Origin of the sequence: Paucilactobacillus suebicus DSM 5007 = KCTC 3549, assembly GCF_001434475.1 — a bacterium.
Classification (GTDB): Bacteria; Bacillota; Bacilli; order Lactobacillales; family Lactobacillaceae; genus Paucilactobacillus; species Paucilactobacillus suebicus.
Genome location: NZ_AZGF01000001.1, coordinates 138,042 through 157,181, shown reverse-complemented (window position 1 = coordinate 157,181; position 19,140 = coordinate 138,042). Strand labels below are relative to the sequence as shown.

The window sequence follows — 19,140 nt, the reverse complement described above, 5'->3', positions numbered from 1 at the left end:
AAGTAGGGATTAAATCATGGCTAGAAAAATTGGAGTTATTGGAATGGGTCATGTTGGCTCAACAGTAGCACATTATATCGTTGCCGATGGCTTTGCTGATGACTTGGTATTGATCGATACCAACGAAAAAAAGGTTGTTGCAGATGCAACTGATTTCGAAGATGCAATGGCCAACTTGCAAAGTCACACAAATATCACTGTAAATGATTATTCAGCTTTAGAGGATGCTGATGTGATTATTTCGGCGATTGGTAATATCAAGCTACAGGATAATGCTAACGATGACCGCTTTGCTGAATTACCATTTACCCGTGTCCAAACACGAAACGTGGCTAAGTAAATTAAAGAAAGCGGCTTCCATGGTAAGATTGTTGTCATTACCAATCCAGTAGATGTTATTACTTCTATATATCAGGAAGTTACTGGGTTACCAAAGAAGCATGTTATTGGCACTGGAACGCTCTTAGATTCTGCAAGAATGAGACGAGCGGTTTCAGAAAAACTACATGTTGATCCGCGTTCCGTTGAAGGATATAACTTGGGCGAACATGGTAATTCTCAGTTTACCGCCTGGTCAACTGTCAATATTTTGGGTGAACCAATGGTTAAGCTGGCTAAAGATCGTAACATTGATCTTGAGGAGCTAAACCATGAGTCTGTTGTTGGTGGTCACCGTGTGTTCCATGGTAATAAATATACGAATTATGGTGTCGCAACGGCAGCTGTTCGTCTGGCAAACACGATTATCAGTGACGCACATACTCAAATGGTGGTGTCTAATTACCGTGAAGAATATGGTACCTACTTATCGTACCCGGCAATCGTCGGTCGCGATGGTATCTTAGAGCAAGTTCAACTGCACTTAACTGATGAAGAACTTGAAAAATTGCAAATTTCAGCAAACTATATTAAACAAAAGTATGCTGAAAGCAGGGCTTAATTAGCTTTGGAGGAATTGGATGGAGAGTACTACAAACTTCAATGTTACTCAATCTGGATATACTATCGATGCGCATTTAACGGTGATCGGCAATGATTTGCTGATTGAAGTTACTGGTGGTGACCATCCGCATATTGGCACGGTGACAATGGTAACGGATGAAGATAATATCCAAACGATTCGTTATCCTAGTCATGATGGACGATATCATAAAGACGATTTTATAAGCACTAGAATTGCTAAAAAAATTAGCGGTCATATAGCAGGTACAGCAACTATCACGGCAGGTGTTCATGTTAACCAAATCTCAAAGCAGCAAATTGCTGCCGCAGCACCAATGAGTGATAGCTTAGCTGATCAAATTATTGATTGGTTGGCACAACATCCAATCAGTGTAAGTGCACCGGAGTACTACAAGAATAATCAACAGCCAAGGTAATGGTATGGAAAGTAAAGCGGTTGTTTGGTTTACCTTTCACTATTATTATCAAAAATGGGAAAGAGCTGAAAAGGCTCTTTTTTGTTTTCTATTGACATAAAATCTCTGTCTATTGTGTATAATGAACCTATAAGTAACAAACGAGGGGGATGGTTAAATGCTTGAGTATGATCAGATTAAAGACATGTTCGAAAAAGGTCAGAAAATCAACTATGATCTGATTTTGCAAAATGTCATTAAGGGGTGGCAGAGAGAGGCCATTCGACCGAAAATTTTGCTACACAGTTGCTGTGCGCCTTGCAGTACATATACACTGGAATATTTAACCAAATTTGCTGATGTGACGGTCTATTATGATAATCCAAATATACATCCGCGAGTTGAGTATGAGCGTCGTAAGTTGGTGCAGCAGCACTTTATTGAAGATTTTAACGAGCAAACTGGCAACCATGTTACTTTTATCAGTGCTAAGTATGAACCGGCTCAGTGGTTAAAAGCAGTTCAAAATTTAAAAAATGAACCAGAAGGCGGCGCAAGATGTCAGCTTTGCTATAATTATCGTTTGGATCGAGTTGCCAAAAAGGCCCAAGAGTGGCATTTTGATTATTTTGGCAGCGCATTAACGATTAGCCCACATAAGGATTCTCAGGTCATTAATAAATTAGGTCTTGATGTACAACATGTTTACGACGTCTCTTATTTGCCAAGTGATTTCAAAAAGCGTGGTGGATATCAACGCTCTGTAGCAATGTGCAAGGAATATGATGTGTATCGTCAATGCTATTGCGGGTGCATCTTTGCGGCAAGAATGCAGGGAGTGGATTTGAAACGGATTAATAAGGAAGCAACTGCATATGTTAAGGCTCACGAGAATGATGAGTTTGATGATATCGAATATCATGCTGAGACTAAAACCTACTAAGACAAAATAATTGATAGTAATGATTAAAAAATAATATCGTTGAGATTTATTTTTATGATGATTTAAAATATTTATGGCAAAAATGAGTACTGGATACCGCTAACGGTGTCCAGTACTCATTTGCTTTTTTACTATGCGCCCCCGGGGAGTCGAACCCCGATCTCAAGAACCGGAATCTTACGTGCGATCCATTACACTAAGGGCGCTTAACAAATAATTATGATACCTAAAAATGCATCAAAAAACAAGAGTGAATTTAGTACAGACACATTACTTGGACGGTATCTGTGACGAAATTGTTACTTATTTTCAAAAATCCATTATTATTTGAGTAATTTGTTTTACTAATCTGTCTTTTTCGGATATCATGTATCTGTTGTGAATTGTACCTGTTGAGAAAGGCTATCCATCGGAGTTGAATATTTGATGGTTTCAATGACATTTTTTTAATGAGTCTGTCATAATTTGCTTTGACGTGATATACTTAACAAGTACGTTTTTTAAACTAAAACTTTTTTCCTAAAGGAGGAAATTGCAGTATGACTGTAAAAATTGGTATTAATGGTTTCGGCCGTATCGGTCGTTTAGCTTTCCGTCGTATTAAAGAATTAGGCGCAAAGTCAAATGATATTGAAGTGGTCGCAATCAACGACTTGACAACACCTTCAATGCTTGCATACTTACTTAAGTATGACTCAACTCACGGTGCATTCCCTGGTGAAGTTAGTGCCACTGAAAGTGGAATCGTTGTTGACGGAAAAGAATACCCAGTTTACGCAGAACGCGAAGCACAAAACATTCCTTGGGTTAAGAATGATGGCGTTGACTTTGTTCTTGAATGTACTGGTTTCTACACTTCAAAAGAAAAGTCACAAGCTCACCTTGATGCTGGTGCAAAACGTGTCTTGATCTCAGCTCCTGCTGGTGATATTAAGACAGTTGTTCCTGGTGTTAACTTGGACATCCTTGATTCAAACGACACTATCGTTTCTGCTGGATCATGCACAACTAACTGCTTGGCACCAATGGCATACTTCTTAAATGAAGACTTTGGTATCAAGGCTGGTACCATGACTACTATCCACGCCTTCACATCAACTCAAATGATTCTTGATGGACCTCGTGGCAAGAAGATGCGTAACAACCGTACAGCTAGTGTTAACACTATTCCTCATTCAACTGGTGCTGCTAAGGCTATTGGCTTAGTTATCCCAGAATTGAACGGTAAACTCCAAGGACACGCACAACGTGTTGCTGTTGTTGACGGTTCATTAACAGAATTAGTTTCTGTTTTGGATAAGAAGGTTACTGTTGACGAAATCAACGCTGCTATGAAGAAGGCTACTGAAGGTAACGATGCGTTTGGTTACACTGAAGATGAAATCGTATCAAGCGATATCATTGGTAACACACATGGTTCAGTATTTGATCCTTCACAAACAGAAGTTACAACTGCAGGAGACACTCAATTAGTTAAGACTGTTGCTTGGTATGACAACGAATATGGTTTCACTAGCAACATGGTTCGTACTTTATTGAAGTTCGCCACACTTTAATTTCTAGTGTTATTTCATAAGGTGGGAGGAGGTAGACTCCTCTCACCTTTTTAATTTAAGTATGACAATCAAGGAGGATTACAATGGCTAAATTAACTGTTGAAGACCTACAATTAGAAGGCAAAAAAGTTTTAATGCGCGTTGATTTCAACGTGCCCATCAAAGATGGTGTGATTGGTAACGATAACCGTATTGTTGCCGCACTACCAACAATCAAGTACGTCATCGAACATGGTGGTCGTGCAATCTTACTTTCTCACCTTGGCCGTATCAAGAAGGAAGAAGACAAGCCAGCATTATCAATGCGCCCAGTTGCGGAACGTTTATCAAACTTGCTCAACAAGCCTGTAACTTTTGTACCAGCTACAGAAGGTACACAACTTGAAGATGCAATTAACAAGATGAACAATGGCGACGTTTTGGTAATGGAAAATACTCGCTATGAAGACGTTAAGAATGGCGAAAACGTTAAGCGCGAATCAAAGAATGATCCTGAATTAGGCAAGTACTGGGCTTCACTTGGTGATGTATTCATCAATGACGCTTTCGGTACTGCTCACCGTTCACATGCTTCAAACGTTGGAATTGCTTCAAACATGCCACAAACTGCTGCTGGTTTCTTAATGGAAAAGGAAATCAAGTTTATTGGTAACGCTGTTGATAACCCAGAACATCCATTTGTTGCCATTTTAGGTGGTGCAAAGGTTTCGGATAAAATCGGTGTTATCAATAACTTACTCAGCAAGGCTGATAAAGTTATCGTTGGTGGTGGCATGACATATACATTCTACGCTGCTAAGGGTATTAAGATTGGTAACTCATTAGTTGAAGAAGACAAGATTGACTTAGCTAAGGAAATCATGGATAAAGCTGGCGATAAGCTTGTTTTGCCAATTGATTCAGTTGTTGCTAAAGAATTTAACAATGATTCTGAAAGCAAGATTGTTGATAATGATATTCCTGATGGCTACATGGCTCTTGATATTGGACCTAAGTCAATTGCATTGTTCGAAGATGTTTTGAAGGATGCTAAGACTGTTGTTTGGAACGGACCTATGGGTGTGTTCGAAATGAGCAACTTCGCCAAGGGTACACTTGAAATTGGTAAGTTCTTGGGATCATTGGATCAGGCAACTACTATCGTTGGTGGTGGTGATTCAACAGCTGCTGTTCAACAACTTGGTGTTGCTGACAGTTTGACCCACATTTCTACTGGTGGTGGTGCATCACTTGAATACCTTGAAGGTAAGACATTACCAGGTATCGCCGCTATTTCAGAAAAGTAATTTATAACTAAAAAGACCGCTGCCATGATTGGTATGCGGCCTTTTTTGATAAAAATTTTGTGACTCATTACTGGTTTTGTGTAGTTTAATTCAGTACAATACTTAGTGTGTTGTCATGGAGGTGACGTTATGAGAATTCCGTTTATTGTCGGGAATTGGAAAATGAATAAAACTGCAGACGAAGCACTTCAATTCATTGATGATGTTTCAGAGCATCTGCCCGATCCTAAAAAGATTCAAAGTGCGATTGCGGCCCCGGCTTTGTTCTTACAGTCGATGGCGCAAAAGGCTCAGGATACTCCTTTAGATATTATTGGTGAAAACTGTTTTTATGAGCAGTTTGGTGCATATACTGGTGAAACGAGTCCAACAGCTTTGAAAAAGATCGGCGTACCATACGTAATATTAGGCCATTCTGAAAGACGACTTTATTTTCACGAATCAGATGAAATGATTAATAAAAAAGTATTTGCTGCAATTGATGCTGGCTTAAAGCCTATCGTGTGTTGCGATGAAACAATGGGGCGTGAGGCGGCCGGTGATACAATTCACTGGGTTGTGAGTCAAATCATAGCTGATCTTCGTGGCCTAAGTGATGATCAGGTGGGGCAGATATCTGTTGCATATGAACCAAGTTGGGCGATTGGTACTGGTAAAAGTGCAAGTGCTGATCAGGCTGAAGAAGGCTGTTATTTGATACGCCAGACTATTGCTGATGTGTATAGTGATGAACTTGCAGATAAAATTAGAGTATTATATGGTGGCAGTGTTTCACCTGATAACATTGACGAATTGATGGCTAAGCCCAACATTGATGGCGTGCTAGTAGGTAATGCTAGTTTAGATGCAGAGGCATTTATTAAACTAGCTAACTTTCAGATCAAGGACTAACCGTTAATGGGCTTACCCATTAAAACTTAAATGATCTCATGGAAATAGGTTGTATTTAATTACACAAAATAATACAATGAATCTGGAACTGCTTTCCAAATTTTAAATTAGAGGAGAGAATCATTAAATGTCACTTATTACAGATATTTACGCACGCGAAGTCTTAGACTCACGTGGCAACCCAACCGTTGAAGTTGAATTATATACAGAAGCTGGCGGCGCTGGCCGCGGTATCGTTCCATCAGGTGCTTCAACTGGTGAACACGAAGCTGTTGAATTACGTGACGGCGACAAGGATCGTTTTGGCGGCAAGGGCGTTTTAAGGGCTGTTGCTAACGTTAACGACGTTATCGCTAAGGAAATTGTTGGCTACGAAGTTACTGACCAAGTTGCCATTGATAAGGCAATGATCAAGTTAGATGGTACTCCAAACAAGGGTAAGTTAGGTGCTAACGCTATTTTAGGTGTTTCAATCGCCGCTGCCCGTGCTGCTGCTGATGAACTTGAACAACCATTGTACAACTACCTTGGCGGTTTCAATGCTCACGTATTGCCAACTCCAATGATGAACGTTATCAATGGTGGCGCTCACTCTGATAACAAGGTTGATTTCCAAGAATTTATGATCATGCCTGTTGGTGCATCATCAATCAAGGAAGCAATCCGTATGGGATCAGAAACTTTCCACACATTGAAGAAGCTTCTTGCCGCTGATGGCAAAGCAACTTCTGTTGGTGACGAAGGTGGTTTTGCTCCTGACTTTGCAAACAACGAAGAACCACTTCAATACTTGGTAAAGGCCATCACAGAGGCCGGTTACAGGCCAGGTAAGGATGTCTCAATTGCCATTGATGTTGCCGCTTCTGAGCTTTGGAACGACGATGACAAGAAGTACAAGTTACGTTGGTCAACTGGTGAAGAATTTGATACACCTGACTTCGTTAAGTACCTTGAAGGTATCATTGACAAGTACCCAATCATTTCCGTTGAAGATCCTATTGACGAAAACAACTGGGACGACTGGGCTTCAATTACCAGTGAACTTGGTAAAAAAGTTCAATTAGTTGGTGATGACTTCTTTGTTACTAACACTGATTACCTTGCAAAGGGTATCAAGATGGGTGCTGCAAACTCAATCTTAATCAAGGTTAACCAAATTGGTACTTTGACTGAAACTATGGAAGCAATTGAAATGGCTAAGGAAGCTGGATATACAGCTATCGTCTCTCACCGTTCAGGTGAAACTGAAGACACAACCATTGCTGACTTAGTTGTTGCTACTAATGCAGGACAGATCAAGACTGGTTCAATGAGCCGTACTGATCGTATTGCTAAGTACAACCAATTAATGCGTATTGAAGATCAACTGACTGATTCAGTTGCTGAATACAAGGGTATCCACTCATTCTACAATTTGAGCGAAGATGCTCGCGAAAACATTATTAACAAGTAATTGTTAATTAGTGTAAAACGACCGTTTATCGGTCGTTTTTTTTGCTACAATTTTTTCTTTCAAAAATAATTAAAAAACACTTTTCAATGTTGAGAGTGGCGGGGTATGCTAGGAGTTGGCATATTATTTTAGGAGAAAAGATTATGAGATTTGGACTAGATCGTTCAAAAACCAATCAATTGATACGGGGACTTATCATTGGTGTCTTGGTTGGTGTGATTGTTAGTACCTTTAGATTGTTAATTGAGTATGAATTAAAGCTAGTAACCGTAGCTTACCGATTGATGCATCAAAATGCGTGGCTATTAGTGCCATGGGTGGCCGGATCGGTAATTATTGCGTTGTTTTTAGGTTGGCTAGTTAAACGTAATCCAGCCATTAAAGGTTCTGGTATTCCACAAATTGAGGGACAATTGTCAGGTGATTACGAGGAGTCCTGGTGGCCAGTATTGTGGCAGAAGTTTGTGGGTGGTGTGCTTGCCATTGGGTCAGGTTTGTTTTTGGGACGTGAAGGACCATCAATTCAGCTTGGTGCTGCTGTGGGACAAGGCTTTGCAGAAGTAAGACATGATGAACCATTAGCCAGGCGTATTTGTATTGCGACTGGATCTGCCGCGGGATTATCGGCAGCGTTTAATGCGCCAATTGCTAGTACAATGTTTGTCCTTGAAGAGGTGTATCACAATTTTTCACCTCTTGTGTGGTTATCTGCTTTTGTTAGTGCTCTCACGTCTAACTTTGTGTCACTAAACTTTTTTGGGTTAACGCCTGTATTACATGTGGACTATTCCGAGTCACTCCCGTTAGCACAATACGGCCAATTGATTGGGTTAGGCGTGGTACTTGGTATTTTGGGTCGCATCTATCAAGAAAACTTGCTTCACATGGACTCAATTTATGGCTGGTTGAAAAAAATACCATCTGAATACTATCCGGTTGTTCCATTTATCATTGTTATTTTTATTGGTTGGTGGTGGCCGGAGACCTTAGGCGGTGGTAATTCATTAATTGTTAGCTTTAATCATGTTAATCCGTCAATTTGGCTATTTGTTGGCTTACTGTTGTTAAGATTTGTTTTTTCAATGATTAGTTACGGATCTGGTTTGCCGGGTGGAATTTTCTTACCAATACTGACATTGGGAGCCGTAATCGGAGGATTATACGCTTCAATTATGGTTTCACTGGGACTGATGCCTGGCAAATTTGTCATTAATTTTATTATTTATGCAATGGCCGGTTATTTTGCAGGTATTGGAAAGGCACCTTTTACGGCCATTTTGCTGATTACGGAAATGGTAGGATCTTTGGAACATTTAATGCCATTAGCGGTTGTGTCACTAGTGGCCTATGTAGTTGTTGATATGCTTAATGGATCACCAATTTATGCTTCTCTGTTGGATAAATTATTGAAGCGCGATAGGCATCTGAGCAACAGTACGCAAGATGTCATTCAAACAACGGTTTTTGCCGGGTCAATGCTTGATGGCACGCAAGTTAGAGACTTTAACTGGCCTGAAAGCTGCTTACTGTATTCTATACAACGTGGTGAGAGACAAATTATTCCTCACGGAGACACTGAAATAAAAGCTGGTGATACGCTTTTAGTTTCTGTGGCGCCTCGAATGCGACATAGTGCGTTTGTCAGAATTATAAATGCGGCTCAAAAAATAAAAATCAATGGTTAAGACTAGAATCATGTAATGAGCTATGATACAATAGCTAGGATGTACAGCGGGTGAAAATTAGGAGGATTATCCTTGTATAATTTACTATTAACAATTTTTCTAATTCTTTGCGTTGTGATCATTGCATGTGTGATGATGCAACCAGCAAAGAACAATAACGATGCAATGTCGGCTTTGACTGGCGGTGCTGGTGACTTATTTTCAAGACGTAAAGCTCGTGGTTTTGAAGCAGTTATGCAGATTACGACTACGATTTGTGGCGCAATTTTCTTCATATTAGCGTTAGCGTTGATTTATCTGTCGTCGCATTAGACGTATCGACCTCCTGTGTAAATAACAGGGGGCCTTTTTGCTTTTTAAGGAGGAATTGATGAGATGCAGCGACAGCCAGAGCCATTTTTATTTGAAAAAGGTCCGCAAGCGGTAGTGTTACTGCATGCCTTCGCTGGAAGCAGCAACGATGTAAGAATGTTGGGCAGGTGTTTACAAAGAAATGGCTATACTGTATGTGGCCCAATCTTTACTGGGCATGCAACTGGTGAGCCTAAAGATATATTAACTCAGGGGTCCCCGACACAGTGGTTGCAGGATGCTAGGAATGCAGTAGATCAACTACGTCAAGCAGGACATGAACAAATTGCTGTTTTTGGATTATCATTGGGAGGGATTTTTGCGACGCGGCTGCTTGAAGAAGACAGCAAATTAGCCGGAGGTGGAGTGTTCTCTTCACCAGTGGTTAGTGATCACGACACAAATGTTCCTAAAATGTTTCCTAAAATGGCGGCTCATACATATCGTGATCAGCATTTTGATCAAGACCAAGTCGATCAATCGGTAAAGTGGATCAAACAACGGTTACCAATTCAACTAGGAAAAATTAACCAGTTTTCATCACGAGTTCGTAGGGAATTGTCGCAAATCTCTAAACCGTTTTTTATTGCACAGGGTGGTCAAGACGAGATGATTAGCTCGCAGTCAGGCGCAAGGTTGGAAAAAATGTTAACGTCCTACGGTAAGAAAGTAGACTATTATTTTTACGAAAATGCATCTCATGTACTAACAGTCAATTCAGCACATCATCAGTTAGAAACTGACGTATTAAAATACTTAACGACAATATTTTGAGGTAGATAATGACAATAAATTTAAAAGAACAAATTCAAAAGCATTTGCAAGATAACGCGGAATTAAGCTTTTCAGCAGAAAAAATTGCTACACAGTTGAATATGAAGGCTGCTGATCAATTTCCTGCTATTGTGCAAACATTAGCACAGTTAGAAAGAGAACAAGAAGTTAAAGTTACCGACAATGGTGAGTTTCAGGCGGTACCTAAGAAGCCAGTGCTGTCTGGAATTTTCCATGGCAATGATAAAGGGTTCGGATTCGTCGCCTACGATCCTGATCAACCAGACATTTATGTTAACCCAGACCATACCATGCACGCGTTAAGTGGGGATGAGGTTGAAGTTGATATCTTGCGTCCTGGTAAACCTGACGGATCACAAGGACCAGAGGGCCAAGTCACCAGAATCATTACTCACCATTATGAAAAAGTAGTTGGTGAATTTAAGTTAGCTGCACAAAATGGTTATATCGGAGAAATTGTTTTAAAGGACAAGAAGATCTCCAGTTACAAATTTTACGTTACTGATCAAGGAATTCATCCAACTGACGGTGAAGTTGTGACAGCTGATGTTACACGCTATCCAACAAATGAAGAACCTAAGACAATGGTTGGGGTTGCTAAGGAAACCATTGGTAACAAGGATGAACCCGGCGTTGATATTCTGTCAATCGTTTATGCACATGAGTTACCTCACGAATTTCCAGAAGATGTTGTTGAGCAGGCTGACCACATCGAAGAAGAGATTAGTGAAGATGAGAAGAAGGACCGTGTTGATATAACTGATCAACCACTTGTAACAATTGATAGCACTGAATCAAAAGATTTAGATGATGCTGTGGTTGCTTGGAAGATGGATAACGGTAATTATCATTTAGGAGTACACATTGCTGACGTTAGTCATTATGTTCAGGAAGGCACGCCGTTAGATCGCGAGGCATATGATCGTGGCACTTCAGTTTATCTAACGGATCGTGTGATTCCAATGCTCCCTCGTCGCCTTTCAAACGGTATTTGTTCATTAAACCCAGGTGTTGAACGACTTTCTATGAGTTGTGAAATGGAAATCAATAGTGAAGGAAAAGTAGTTAACCACAAAATTTTCCCTAGTGTTATGAAGTCACATGCTCGTATGACATACAAGGGTGTGAATGCAATTCTGGAAGCCCATGACAAGAAAACACGGGAGAAGTACAGCGAGTTAGTACCAATGTTTGAAGATATGGCTGATTTGCATCGTATTCTGGTGAAAATGCGTCATCGGCGTGGTGCAATTGATTTTGATGCTCCAGAAGCAAAAATCGTGGTTGACGAAGAGGGACATCCAACGGATATTGTTTTACGTGACCGTGGTTTGTCAGAACGAATGATTGAATCGTTTATGCTGGCCGCTAACGAAACTGTTGCTGAACACTTCAAACGATTACATGTACCATTTCTATACCGAATTCATGAAACACCAGACGGTGAACGAGTCAAGAACTTCTTTGAGTTTCTAAGCGTTATTGGTCATCCTGTCCGTGGTGATATCAGTAAATTGAAGCCAAAGATGCTCCAGAACGTTTTAAAAGACGTTGCTGGAACTCCAGAAGAGCAAATGGTTCAAACGATGATGCTACGTAGTATGAAACAAGCTAAGTATTCTGATGAATCTGTGGGACATTTTGGGTTAGACGCTGATTTTTATACTCACTTTACATCGCCGATTCGTCGTTACCCAGATACAACCGTTCATCGCTTAATTAAATGGTATGCTAAGCATGGTACTGGTGATGATGCTCAGGCTAAGTATGAGAAACAATTACCTGAAATTGCAGAACATACTTCGGTAACTGAACGTCGTGGTATTGATACAGAGCGAGATGTTGACAGCATGAAAAAGGCTGAATACATGGAAGATCACGTTGGAGAAACTTTCAATGCGGTTGTTAGCTCCGTTATGAAGTTTGGGCTATTTGTGGCGTTGGAAAATACTGTCGAAGGACTAATTCACATTAGCAATATGAATGATGACTATTACGAATATGTTGAAAAACATATGGCGTTAGTTGGACGTCGATATCATCGAATTTTCCAAATTGGACAAGAAATTAAAGTTAAATTAGTTCGTGTAGATAAAGATCAGCGAGAAGTTGATTTTGAACTAGTTAGCCCAGAGGATGCACCCAAAACTAAGTTGAGGGTTCCACATGATGATCGTCACGATCATCGTCGTGGCGGCAATAACAACCATCGTAACGGTGATCATAGAACTAACGATCATAAAAAGAGCTGGAACAATGGTCACAACAATAATCGACAAATCAATCGTGGACAAGCAAGACGCCGTGATGGCAGTCGTCCTTCGGGAAATGGTAATAATCAAAAACGGAGATGAGGTGATTAAGGTTGGCTAAACATAATCATCAGGAAAATCCGAGTAATTTGGTGGCGCAGAATAAAAAAGCACGTCATGATTACTCAATCGAAGAAACTTACGAGGCCGGAATTGCGCTAACGGGAACCGAGATTAAATCAGTTCGTGAAAAAAGAGTAAACTTAAGAGATGGATTTGCTCAAGTGCGAAATGGGGAAGCATGGTTAATGAACGTGCATATTAGTCCGTACGATCAGGGAAACCAATTTAACCATGATCCATTAAGGAATCGTAAACTATTGCTTCATAAAAAAGAGTTACAAAAGTTAACCGGTGAGCTCGCAAATAAGGGTATTACGTTGGTACCACTAAAAATGTACATCAAACATGGCTATGCAAAGGTATTGTTAGGAGTGGTCAAAGGTAAGCACGAGTACGATAAACGTGAAACCATCAAGAGGCGAGATCAGAATCGTCAAATTGAGAGGGTTATGAAACATTATTAGAGAGAGCGGAGCAAGCACGGTTTGAGACCGGTGTCTAAGGGGCTTCCACGGATTAATCGTGAACTGTGCGATTGATTCGTGGAAGCCCCTTAGACGTTAGGTCTCAGTGCTTGCGGAGCTCATTTCGGAGATAAAAACAATTTTTATTCATGGTGATGAAACATCAACAAGGTAATTATTTGTTTGCGAATTCATTAGTACATAAAAGGACCGAGAATTCAATTCTCGGTCCTTTTATGTACTAATCAGTAGTCAAATTATTATTAAATAACATTTCAGCCTTTTTAGGCATCGATATCTTATCAGAACGACGTGCCCAGTGATTCAATACAGCAGAAATCACGACGCATACCGGTTCAAGATCTTCATCTGCAACTTGCAAAATACTGTAGGTTTGACCATCTTGAACTTGTGATTTGAATGAAAATACTAGTTGAGTGCCATGATAAACTCTATAACTTTCACTAATTACGTTACCGACAATAATCCAATTGAGTCCTCTAATATAAATTACTTCACGAACAAAGCCTAGTGATTTACCAATGACGCCAATCTGACGATTATTTTGGAAGATCGCAAATTTAGGTAGGAGTCCTAGAGTTAATTGTTTAATTTCAGCCAATAGTTCTCCACTAGTTTCATAGAGGGAAAGAACATCTTGACGCATGCCCCATTTACCAACGAGCAGGTAAATGGTATTGTTATCGCCGTCCTTGACTGTTGTTGCTCCACGCAAATCATTGGTATGCTGATGGATGTACAGCGTTCTCAATGGACTCCCTCCTTTAAGTAAAAATCAGATTGTAGCTAGGACTATATTAACATGTTTTTGTTCATTTGACAGAAAATATCATTTTGAAAGCGGATATGCTAGAATAAAACGTGAGGTGCTTAGTGATTATGAAACCATTTATCCATAACGATTGGTGGGGTGTATTGGAGCCTGAATTTCATCAGGCTTATTATTCCCAACTACACAATTTTTTGAAGAATGAATATCAACATCAAACCATTTATCCTGAAATGCATCATATTTTTGAAGCATTTAATTGGACTCCATTTAGTGAAGTAAAAGTGGTCATTTTGGGTCAAGACCCATACCATGGACCGCATCAGGCCCATGGATTGAGTTTCTCTGTTTTGCCAGGTGTTCAAGTTCCACCATCACTGCAAAACATTTATAAAGAACTAAAAAATGATTTGGGTTATGAACCAGTTAAGCATGGCTACCTTGAAAAATGGGCCAAACAGGGTGTCTTATTATTGAATTCTGTTTTGACGGTTAGGGATGGTCAGGCGTTCTCTCATCGTGGGAAAGGTTGGGAACAGTTGACTGATGCAGCTATTAAGGCATTGTCTGATCGTGCACAGCCAGTGGTGTTTATTCTGTGGGGACGTGCAGCGCAGTCTAAGATCAAACTGATTAATACAGATACAAATATTGTACTTCAGTCAGTTCATCCTAGTCCGTTGTCGGCCAATCGAGGATTCTTTGGGTCTAAACCATTTTCTAAGACAAATGAAGCACTAGAGGCAATGGGAGAAAAGCCAATTGATTGGCGGTTACCTGAAAAGGTAGATACTGTTGAACGTGATGACGCAATGTAATTAACTGGAGGCGTAGATATTATGGATCTATTTGAAGGCTTAGCATCAAAGATTAAGGGACAAGACAAGACGTTGGTATTTCCAGAGGGCGAAGATAAACGCATTCAAGGAGCAGCAATTAGGTTAAAAGCCGATGGCCTTGTTCAGCCAGTACTACTTGGGGATCAGGCGCAGATTGAACAAACAGCTAATGAAAATAACTTTGATTTATCTGGCATCCAAGTGATTGATCCAGCAAACTTTCCTGAAGACAAGAAGCAGGCAATGCTTGACGCACTTGTTGATCGCCGTAAAGGTAAGAATACACCTGAACAAGCTGCCGAAATGCTTAAAGATGTGAGCTATTTTGGCACGATGCTCGTTTATATGAACGAGGTTGATGGCATGGTTTCTGGAGCTGTTCACCCAACTGGTGACACTGTAAGACCTGCATTACAAATCATTAAAACAAAGCCAGGAAGTAAACGCATTAGTGGTGCTTTTGTGATGCAAAAAGGTGATACCCGCTTAGTTTTTGCTGATTGTGCAATTAATATTGAATTAGATGCACCAACAATGGCGGAAGTTGCACTTCAAAGTGCACATACTGCAAAGATGTTTGATATCGATCCCAAGGTGGCATTACTAAGTTTTTCAACGAAGGGTTCTGCTAAAGGAGAGATGGTTACAAAGGTTGCTGAAGCTACTAAATTAGCACATGAAGGGGATCCAAAGCTGGCTTTAGATGGTGAGTTACAATTTGACGCTGCTTTTGTAGAGAGCGTTGGTGAACAAAAGGCTCCGGGATCAGCGGTTGCTGGCCATGCGAATGTCTTTGTTTTCCCTGATCTTCAATCTGGTAATATTGGTTACAAAATTGCACAGCGACTTGGTGGTTTCGAGGCTGTTGGGCCAATTCTTCAAGGACTTAATGCGCCAATTTCTGATTTATCACGTGGAGCTAGCGAAGAAGATGTCTACAAGGTTGCCTTAATAACAGCCGCACAATCAATTTAATAGAAGTATGGTGAGATTATGCTGATTACGGTTAGTGATCGAGATCAGACAATTGAATTGGGCCGGAAGTTAGGATCAACTTTGGTTGCTGGAGACGTGATCGTTTTGAATGGCGATTTAGGAGCTGGCAAAACTACATTCACAAAAGGCTTAGCTCTTGGATTAGGTATTGATGCAACCATTAAAAGCCCAACATTCACAATTATTCGTGAGTACCAAGACGGCCGGTTACCTTTATATCACATGGATGTGTACCGACTGGAAGACGGTGGCGGTGCAGATTTGGGCCTTGATGAATATTTTGATGGAGACGGCGTTAGCGTTGTTGAGTGGGCACAATTCGTTGAGGAAGAATTACCCGATGAATTTTTATCGATCACTTTTTCAAGAACTGATGATGATAATATACGTAAACTAAAGTTTGATGCTCATGGTGATCATTTTAATGAAATAGTCCGAAAGTTGGGAGAATGATATGTCGGACGAAGTCAATTTTGACATTGCAAATAAAAAAGATGCTGCTAAGGTGTTGGGACTGCTAAGGGCGTTGCAGGTTGAATCTACAACTTTTACAATATCACCGGAATTCGCAACATTAACGGTCGATGATGAAGCTGATAATATCGATAAAATTAGCCAAACCGATGATAATTTAATATTGTTGGCGTGGCTTGATGGCGAACCGATTGGGATTGTGACTGTTTCTAGGGTCCCAGGTTCTCCACTCGGAGAACTTGGATTGGCAGTTCGAAAGGCTTATTGGCATCAGGGGTTAGGAACGGCGCTTGTTGATGAAGCATTGAATTGGGGATGGGGATGCAATTACAGTAGTTTGATTGGCCTAAAGCTTGATGTAATGATTGATAATATTCATGCTATTCAGCTATATCAAAAAATGGGATTTAAGGAAATTGAAACTCATACTGTAAGTAAAGATCATAGGCAAGTAGAAGTCCAAAATATGGAAATTATGTTTTAAAAGATATTTTGGAAAAAACAGAAATAAAAAAGCAAGAGAATTTATCTCTTGCTTTTTTCTATCTGATAGGTTTAATGAACTGCTTTAGTGGTGTTGCACCGAAATGTTGGGATTGATAAATCAAAATATTGGCGCAGGCCTGGGCATCGTCAAGTGCATTATGATGATGTTCCAAATCAATGTCTAGTTCTGAGCAGACGGTATTTAGTTTGTAGTTAGAAAATCCTGGTAGTAATTGTCGAGATGTTCGAACAGTATCAAGTGTAAAATATTTGACTGCTGGCAGATCATAGAATTCTAGGCTTTTTCTTAAAACACTATTATCAAATGGTGCGTTATGTGCAACAACTAGTTGATCTGGCGAAAATAGTGCATGGATGTGCTCCCAAAGTTCGGGGAAGGTGGGGGCATCCTTAACATCTTGTTCATGAATACCATGGACTTGAATGTTACGCCAGTTAAATTCTGTTTGAGGATTAATTAGAGAATAAAATTCATCCACAATTTTATCTTGTTTTACAATCGTAAGTGCCAATGAACACGCACTTGCTCGCTTGGCACTGGCTGTTTCAAAGTCCATTGCAACAAAATTCATATTAAGCTCACCTCGGGTAGTTATTTATCTAGTTCGATGTTGGCTGTAAGTTCAACCGGACAGTGATCAGATCCAAAAATCTCAGAATGAATTTTGGCATCTACTAGCTGATCTGTCAAGCCAGTTGATGTGACGAAATAATCAATACGCCATCCTGCGTTTCGATCTCGTGAGTGGAATCTGTATGACCACCAAGAGTATTGTTCAGTGACCTCAGGGTAAAAATGTCGATATGTGTCCACAAAATTGGATTCCAACAGATGGGTAAAATCATTCCGTTCTTCGTCTGTAAAGCCAGCTGCATGATGGTTACTAGAAGGATTTTTTAAATCAATTGTCTCGTGTGCAACATTCAAGTCACCACAGAAAATAACATCCTTCTTTGCTGATAGTTGGTTAATATAATCTAAAAACGCCTTATTCCAGTTTTGACGGAAATCCAGCCGTTTTAATTGTTGTCCAGAGTTTGGTGTGTAACAAGTGATGAGATAAAAAGAAGGATATTCTAGAGTAATTACACGGCCCTCATGATCAAATTCATCTATACCAATACCCAGTGATGCGTTTAATGGTTTGTGCTTTGTGAAAATGGCGGTACCTGAATACCCTTTTTTGTCCGCGTAATTCCAATACTGATAATAATTATCAGGCAGTTTAAGGTCAATTTGGCCTAATTGTAATTTGGTTTCTTGAACACAGAAAAAATCAGCATCTAATTGATTAAAAGTGTCCATAAATCCATGCGTTACGGCTGCACGTAGACCATTTACGTTCCAGGAAATGAATTTCATGTGAAAGCCTCCGATGATAAAATAAATATAATTTAAAAAATACGATTGTTTTTAGTCGATTACTATTTCATGGTACAATAATTACTAATAATGATAAAGGATTGAGTAATTTGAAAACTCGTAAAGATTTAGATCAAGTATTTCCAGAAATAAACATTACTAGTAATGCTGCCTTGTCTGATTTCACTAATACTGACACTGGTGGCCCGGCAGACTGGCTGGCATTTCCAACGAGTATTGAGCAAGTTCAGCAGTTAGTTGATTTCACTTTCGAAAATGATATTGATTTAACAGTTATCGGCAATGCAAGTAATTTAATAGTTAATGACAAAGGAATTGCTGGTCTAGTCATTATATTAACACAGATGAATCAAATTACGGTTTCAACGGATCGAATTGTCGCTCAGGCTGGTGCACCAATTATTGCAGTCAGTGAGGCCGCATGTACCGCTGGACTCACGGGGCTCGAATTTGCTGCTGGAATTCCAGGAAGCGTTGGGGGAGCCGTCTTTATGAATGCGGGTGCCTACGGTGGTGAAACTAAAGACGTTGTTAAAAAGGCGACAGTGATGACCCGCGAAGGAGAAATCAAAACTATCGAGAATGATGAGTTGGATTTTGGTTACCGTCATAGTAGCGTGCAGGATAATCACCAAGTGATTCTAAGCGCCGAATTTCAGCTTGTACCGGGAACCGTGGCGACCATTAGAGCACAAATGGATGATTTTAACGAACGTCGTGCACAAAAGCAGCCACTAGAATGGCCATCTTGTGGCAGTGTGTTTAAGCGCCCAGTTGGTTATTTTGCAGGAAGATTGATTCATGACGCTGGACTTCAGGGATACACGTCCGGGGGAGCACAGGTATCAAAGAAACACGCTGGCTTTATCATTAATATTGGTGGCGGTACCGCTACCGATTATGTCAACGTTATTAAGCATGTCCAATCCGAAGTATATCGCCAGTTTGGCGTACATCTGGAAACTGAGGTTAGAGTTATTGGACGTCAGTGAG

Annotated in this window: 19 protein-coding genes, 1 tRNA gene and 1 pseudogene; 17 read left to right on the top strand and 4 right to left on the bottom strand. The window is 40.2% G+C overall.

Annotated elements, in window-relative coordinates; genetic code table 11:
* Positions 1-16 precede the first annotated feature (16 nt).
* From FD16_RS00775 to FD16_RS00765, 3 genes and pseudogenes are all read left to right on the top strand, one after another.
* Positions 17-940, top strand: a pseudogene (locus tag FD16_RS00775) (L-lactate dehydrogenase).
* Between the two features lie 19 nt (positions 941-959).
* Positions 960-1,379, top strand: coding sequence for a prenylated flavin chaperone LpdD (lpdD, locus tag FD16_RS00770; RefSeq protein WP_010622904.1), 420 nt, complete (start codon positions 960-962; stop codon positions 1,377-1,379).
* A 157-nt stretch (positions 1,380-1,536) separates the two neighbouring features.
* Positions 1,537-2,301, top strand: coding sequence for an epoxyqueuosine reductase QueH (locus FD16_RS00765; RefSeq protein WP_010622903.1), 765 nt, complete (start codon positions 1,537-1,539; stop codon positions 2,299-2,301).
* Between the two features lie 134 nt (positions 2,302-2,435).
* Here the strand turns inward: FD16_RS00765 and FD16_RS00760 are convergent.
* Positions 2,436-2,507, bottom strand: a tRNA-Arg gene (locus tag FD16_RS00760).
* A 333-nt stretch (positions 2,508-2,840) separates the two neighbouring features.
* Here FD16_RS00760 and gap point away from each other — a divergent pair.
* The 9 genes from gap to smpB all read left to right on the top strand — a co-directional run bounded on the left by gap (position 2,841) and on the right by smpB (position 13,157).
* Positions 2,841-3,857: a type I glyceraldehyde-3-phosphate dehydrogenase gene (gene gap / locus FD16_RS00755; RefSeq protein WP_010622902.1), complete on the top strand. Its 1,017-nt coding sequence runs from the start codon at positions 2,841-2,843 to the stop codon at positions 3,855-3,857.
* An 83-nt stretch (positions 3,858-3,940) separates the two neighbouring features.
* Positions 3,941-5,143 (top strand): phosphoglycerate kinase, encoded by a 1,203-nt coding sequence (locus FD16_RS00750; RefSeq protein WP_010622901.1) that lies wholly within the window; start codon positions 3,941-3,943, stop codon positions 5,141-5,143.
* Between the two features lie 129 nt (positions 5,144-5,272).
* Positions 5,273-6,034 (top strand): triose-phosphate isomerase, encoded by a 762-nt coding sequence (gene tpiA, locus FD16_RS00745; protein ID WP_010622900.1) that lies wholly within the window; start codon positions 5,273-5,275, stop codon positions 6,032-6,034.
* A 127-nt stretch (positions 6,035-6,161) separates the two neighbouring features.
* Positions 6,162-7,487: a phosphopyruvate hydratase gene (gene eno, locus FD16_RS00740; protein ID WP_010622899.1), complete on the top strand. Its 1,326-nt coding sequence runs from the start codon at positions 6,162-6,164 to the stop codon at positions 7,485-7,487.
* A gap of 143 nt (positions 7,488-7,630) precedes the next feature.
* Positions 7,631-9,172 (top strand): ClC family H(+)/Cl(-) exchange transporter, encoded by a 1,542-nt coding sequence (locus FD16_RS00735; protein WP_010622898.1) that lies wholly within the window; start codon positions 7,631-7,633, stop codon positions 9,170-9,172.
* Between the two features lie 72 nt (positions 9,173-9,244).
* Entirely contained in the window at positions 9,245-9,484 is a 240-nt protein-coding gene (gene secG, locus FD16_RS00730) for a preprotein translocase subunit SecG (RefSeq protein WP_010622897.1), read from the top strand.
* Between the two features lie 63 nt (positions 9,485-9,547).
* The gene (locus tag FD16_RS00725) at positions 9,548-10,297 is read left to right on the top strand and encodes an alpha/beta hydrolase (RefSeq protein ID WP_010622896.1); all 750 of its coding nucleotides are present in this window, start codon (positions 9,548-9,550) and stop codon (positions 10,295-10,297) included.
* Positions 10,298-10,305: 8 nt separating this feature from the next.
* Positions 10,306-12,672: a ribonuclease R gene (gene rnr / locus FD16_RS00720; protein WP_010622895.1), complete on the top strand. Its 2,367-nt coding sequence runs from the start codon at positions 10,306-10,308 to the stop codon at positions 12,670-12,672.
* 11 nt (positions 12,673-12,683) lie between these two features.
* On the top strand, positions 12,684-13,157 hold the full coding sequence (gene smpB, locus FD16_RS00715) for an SsrA-binding protein SmpB (protein WP_010622894.1): 474 nt from the start codon (positions 12,684-12,686) through the stop codon (positions 13,155-13,157).
* A gap of 241 nt (positions 13,158-13,398) precedes the next feature.
* On the opposite strand, the gene FD16_RS00710 is transcribed toward smpB, so the two are convergent.
* Positions 13,399-13,929: an LURP-one-related/scramblase family protein gene (locus FD16_RS00710; protein ID WP_010622893.1), complete on the bottom strand. Its 531-nt coding sequence runs from the start codon at positions 13,927-13,929 to the stop codon at positions 13,399-13,401.
* Positions 13,930-14,057: 128 nt separating this feature from the next.
* Between FD16_RS00710 and FD16_RS00705 the strand changes: the two genes are divergently transcribed.
* The 4 genes from FD16_RS00705 to FD16_RS00690 are packed head-to-tail and all read left to right on the top strand — an operon-like array spanning position 14,058 to position 16,740.
* A complete protein-coding gene (locus FD16_RS00705; RefSeq protein ID WP_010622892.1) occupies positions 14,058-14,765 on the top strand; it encodes a uracil-DNA glycosylase in 708 nt (235 codons plus the stop codon).
* Between the two features lie 21 nt (positions 14,766-14,786).
* Complete coding sequence (gene pta, locus FD16_RS00700; protein ID WP_010622891.1) at positions 14,787-15,761, top strand: phosphate acetyltransferase; 975 nt, start codon at positions 14,787-14,789, stop codon at positions 15,759-15,761.
* A gap of 18 nt (positions 15,762-15,779) precedes the next feature.
* Positions 15,780-16,235, top strand: a complete 456-nt coding sequence (gene tsaE / locus FD16_RS00695; protein WP_010622890.1) for a tRNA (adenosine(37)-N6)-threonylcarbamoyltransferase complex ATPase subunit type 1 TsaE — start codon at positions 15,780-15,782, stop codon at positions 16,233-16,235.
* Between the two features lies 1 nt (position 16,236).
* The gene (locus tag FD16_RS00690; protein WP_010622889.1) at positions 16,237-16,740 is read left to right on the top strand and encodes a GNAT family N-acetyltransferase; all 504 of its coding nucleotides are present in this window, start codon (positions 16,237-16,239) and stop codon (positions 16,738-16,740) included.
* 58 nt (positions 16,741-16,798) lie between these two features.
* On the opposite strand, the gene FD16_RS00685 is transcribed toward FD16_RS00690, so the two are convergent.
* Positions 16,799-17,335, bottom strand: coding sequence for a 3'-5' exonuclease (locus FD16_RS00685; protein ID WP_010622888.1), 537 nt, complete (start codon positions 17,333-17,335; stop codon positions 16,799-16,801).
* A gap of 20 nt (positions 17,336-17,355) precedes the next feature.
* Entirely contained in the window at positions 17,356-18,126 is a 771-nt protein-coding gene (locus tag FD16_RS00680; protein WP_010622887.1) for an exodeoxyribonuclease III, read from the bottom strand.
* Positions 18,127-18,227: 101 nt separating this feature from the next.
* Here FD16_RS00680 and murB point away from each other — a divergent pair, with 101 nt between their 5' ends.
* Complete coding sequence (gene murB, locus FD16_RS00675) at positions 18,228-19,139, top strand: UDP-N-acetylmuramate dehydrogenase (RefSeq protein ID WP_029508422.1); 912 nt, start codon at positions 18,228-18,230, stop codon at positions 19,137-19,139.
* Position 19,140 lies beyond the last annotated feature (1 nt).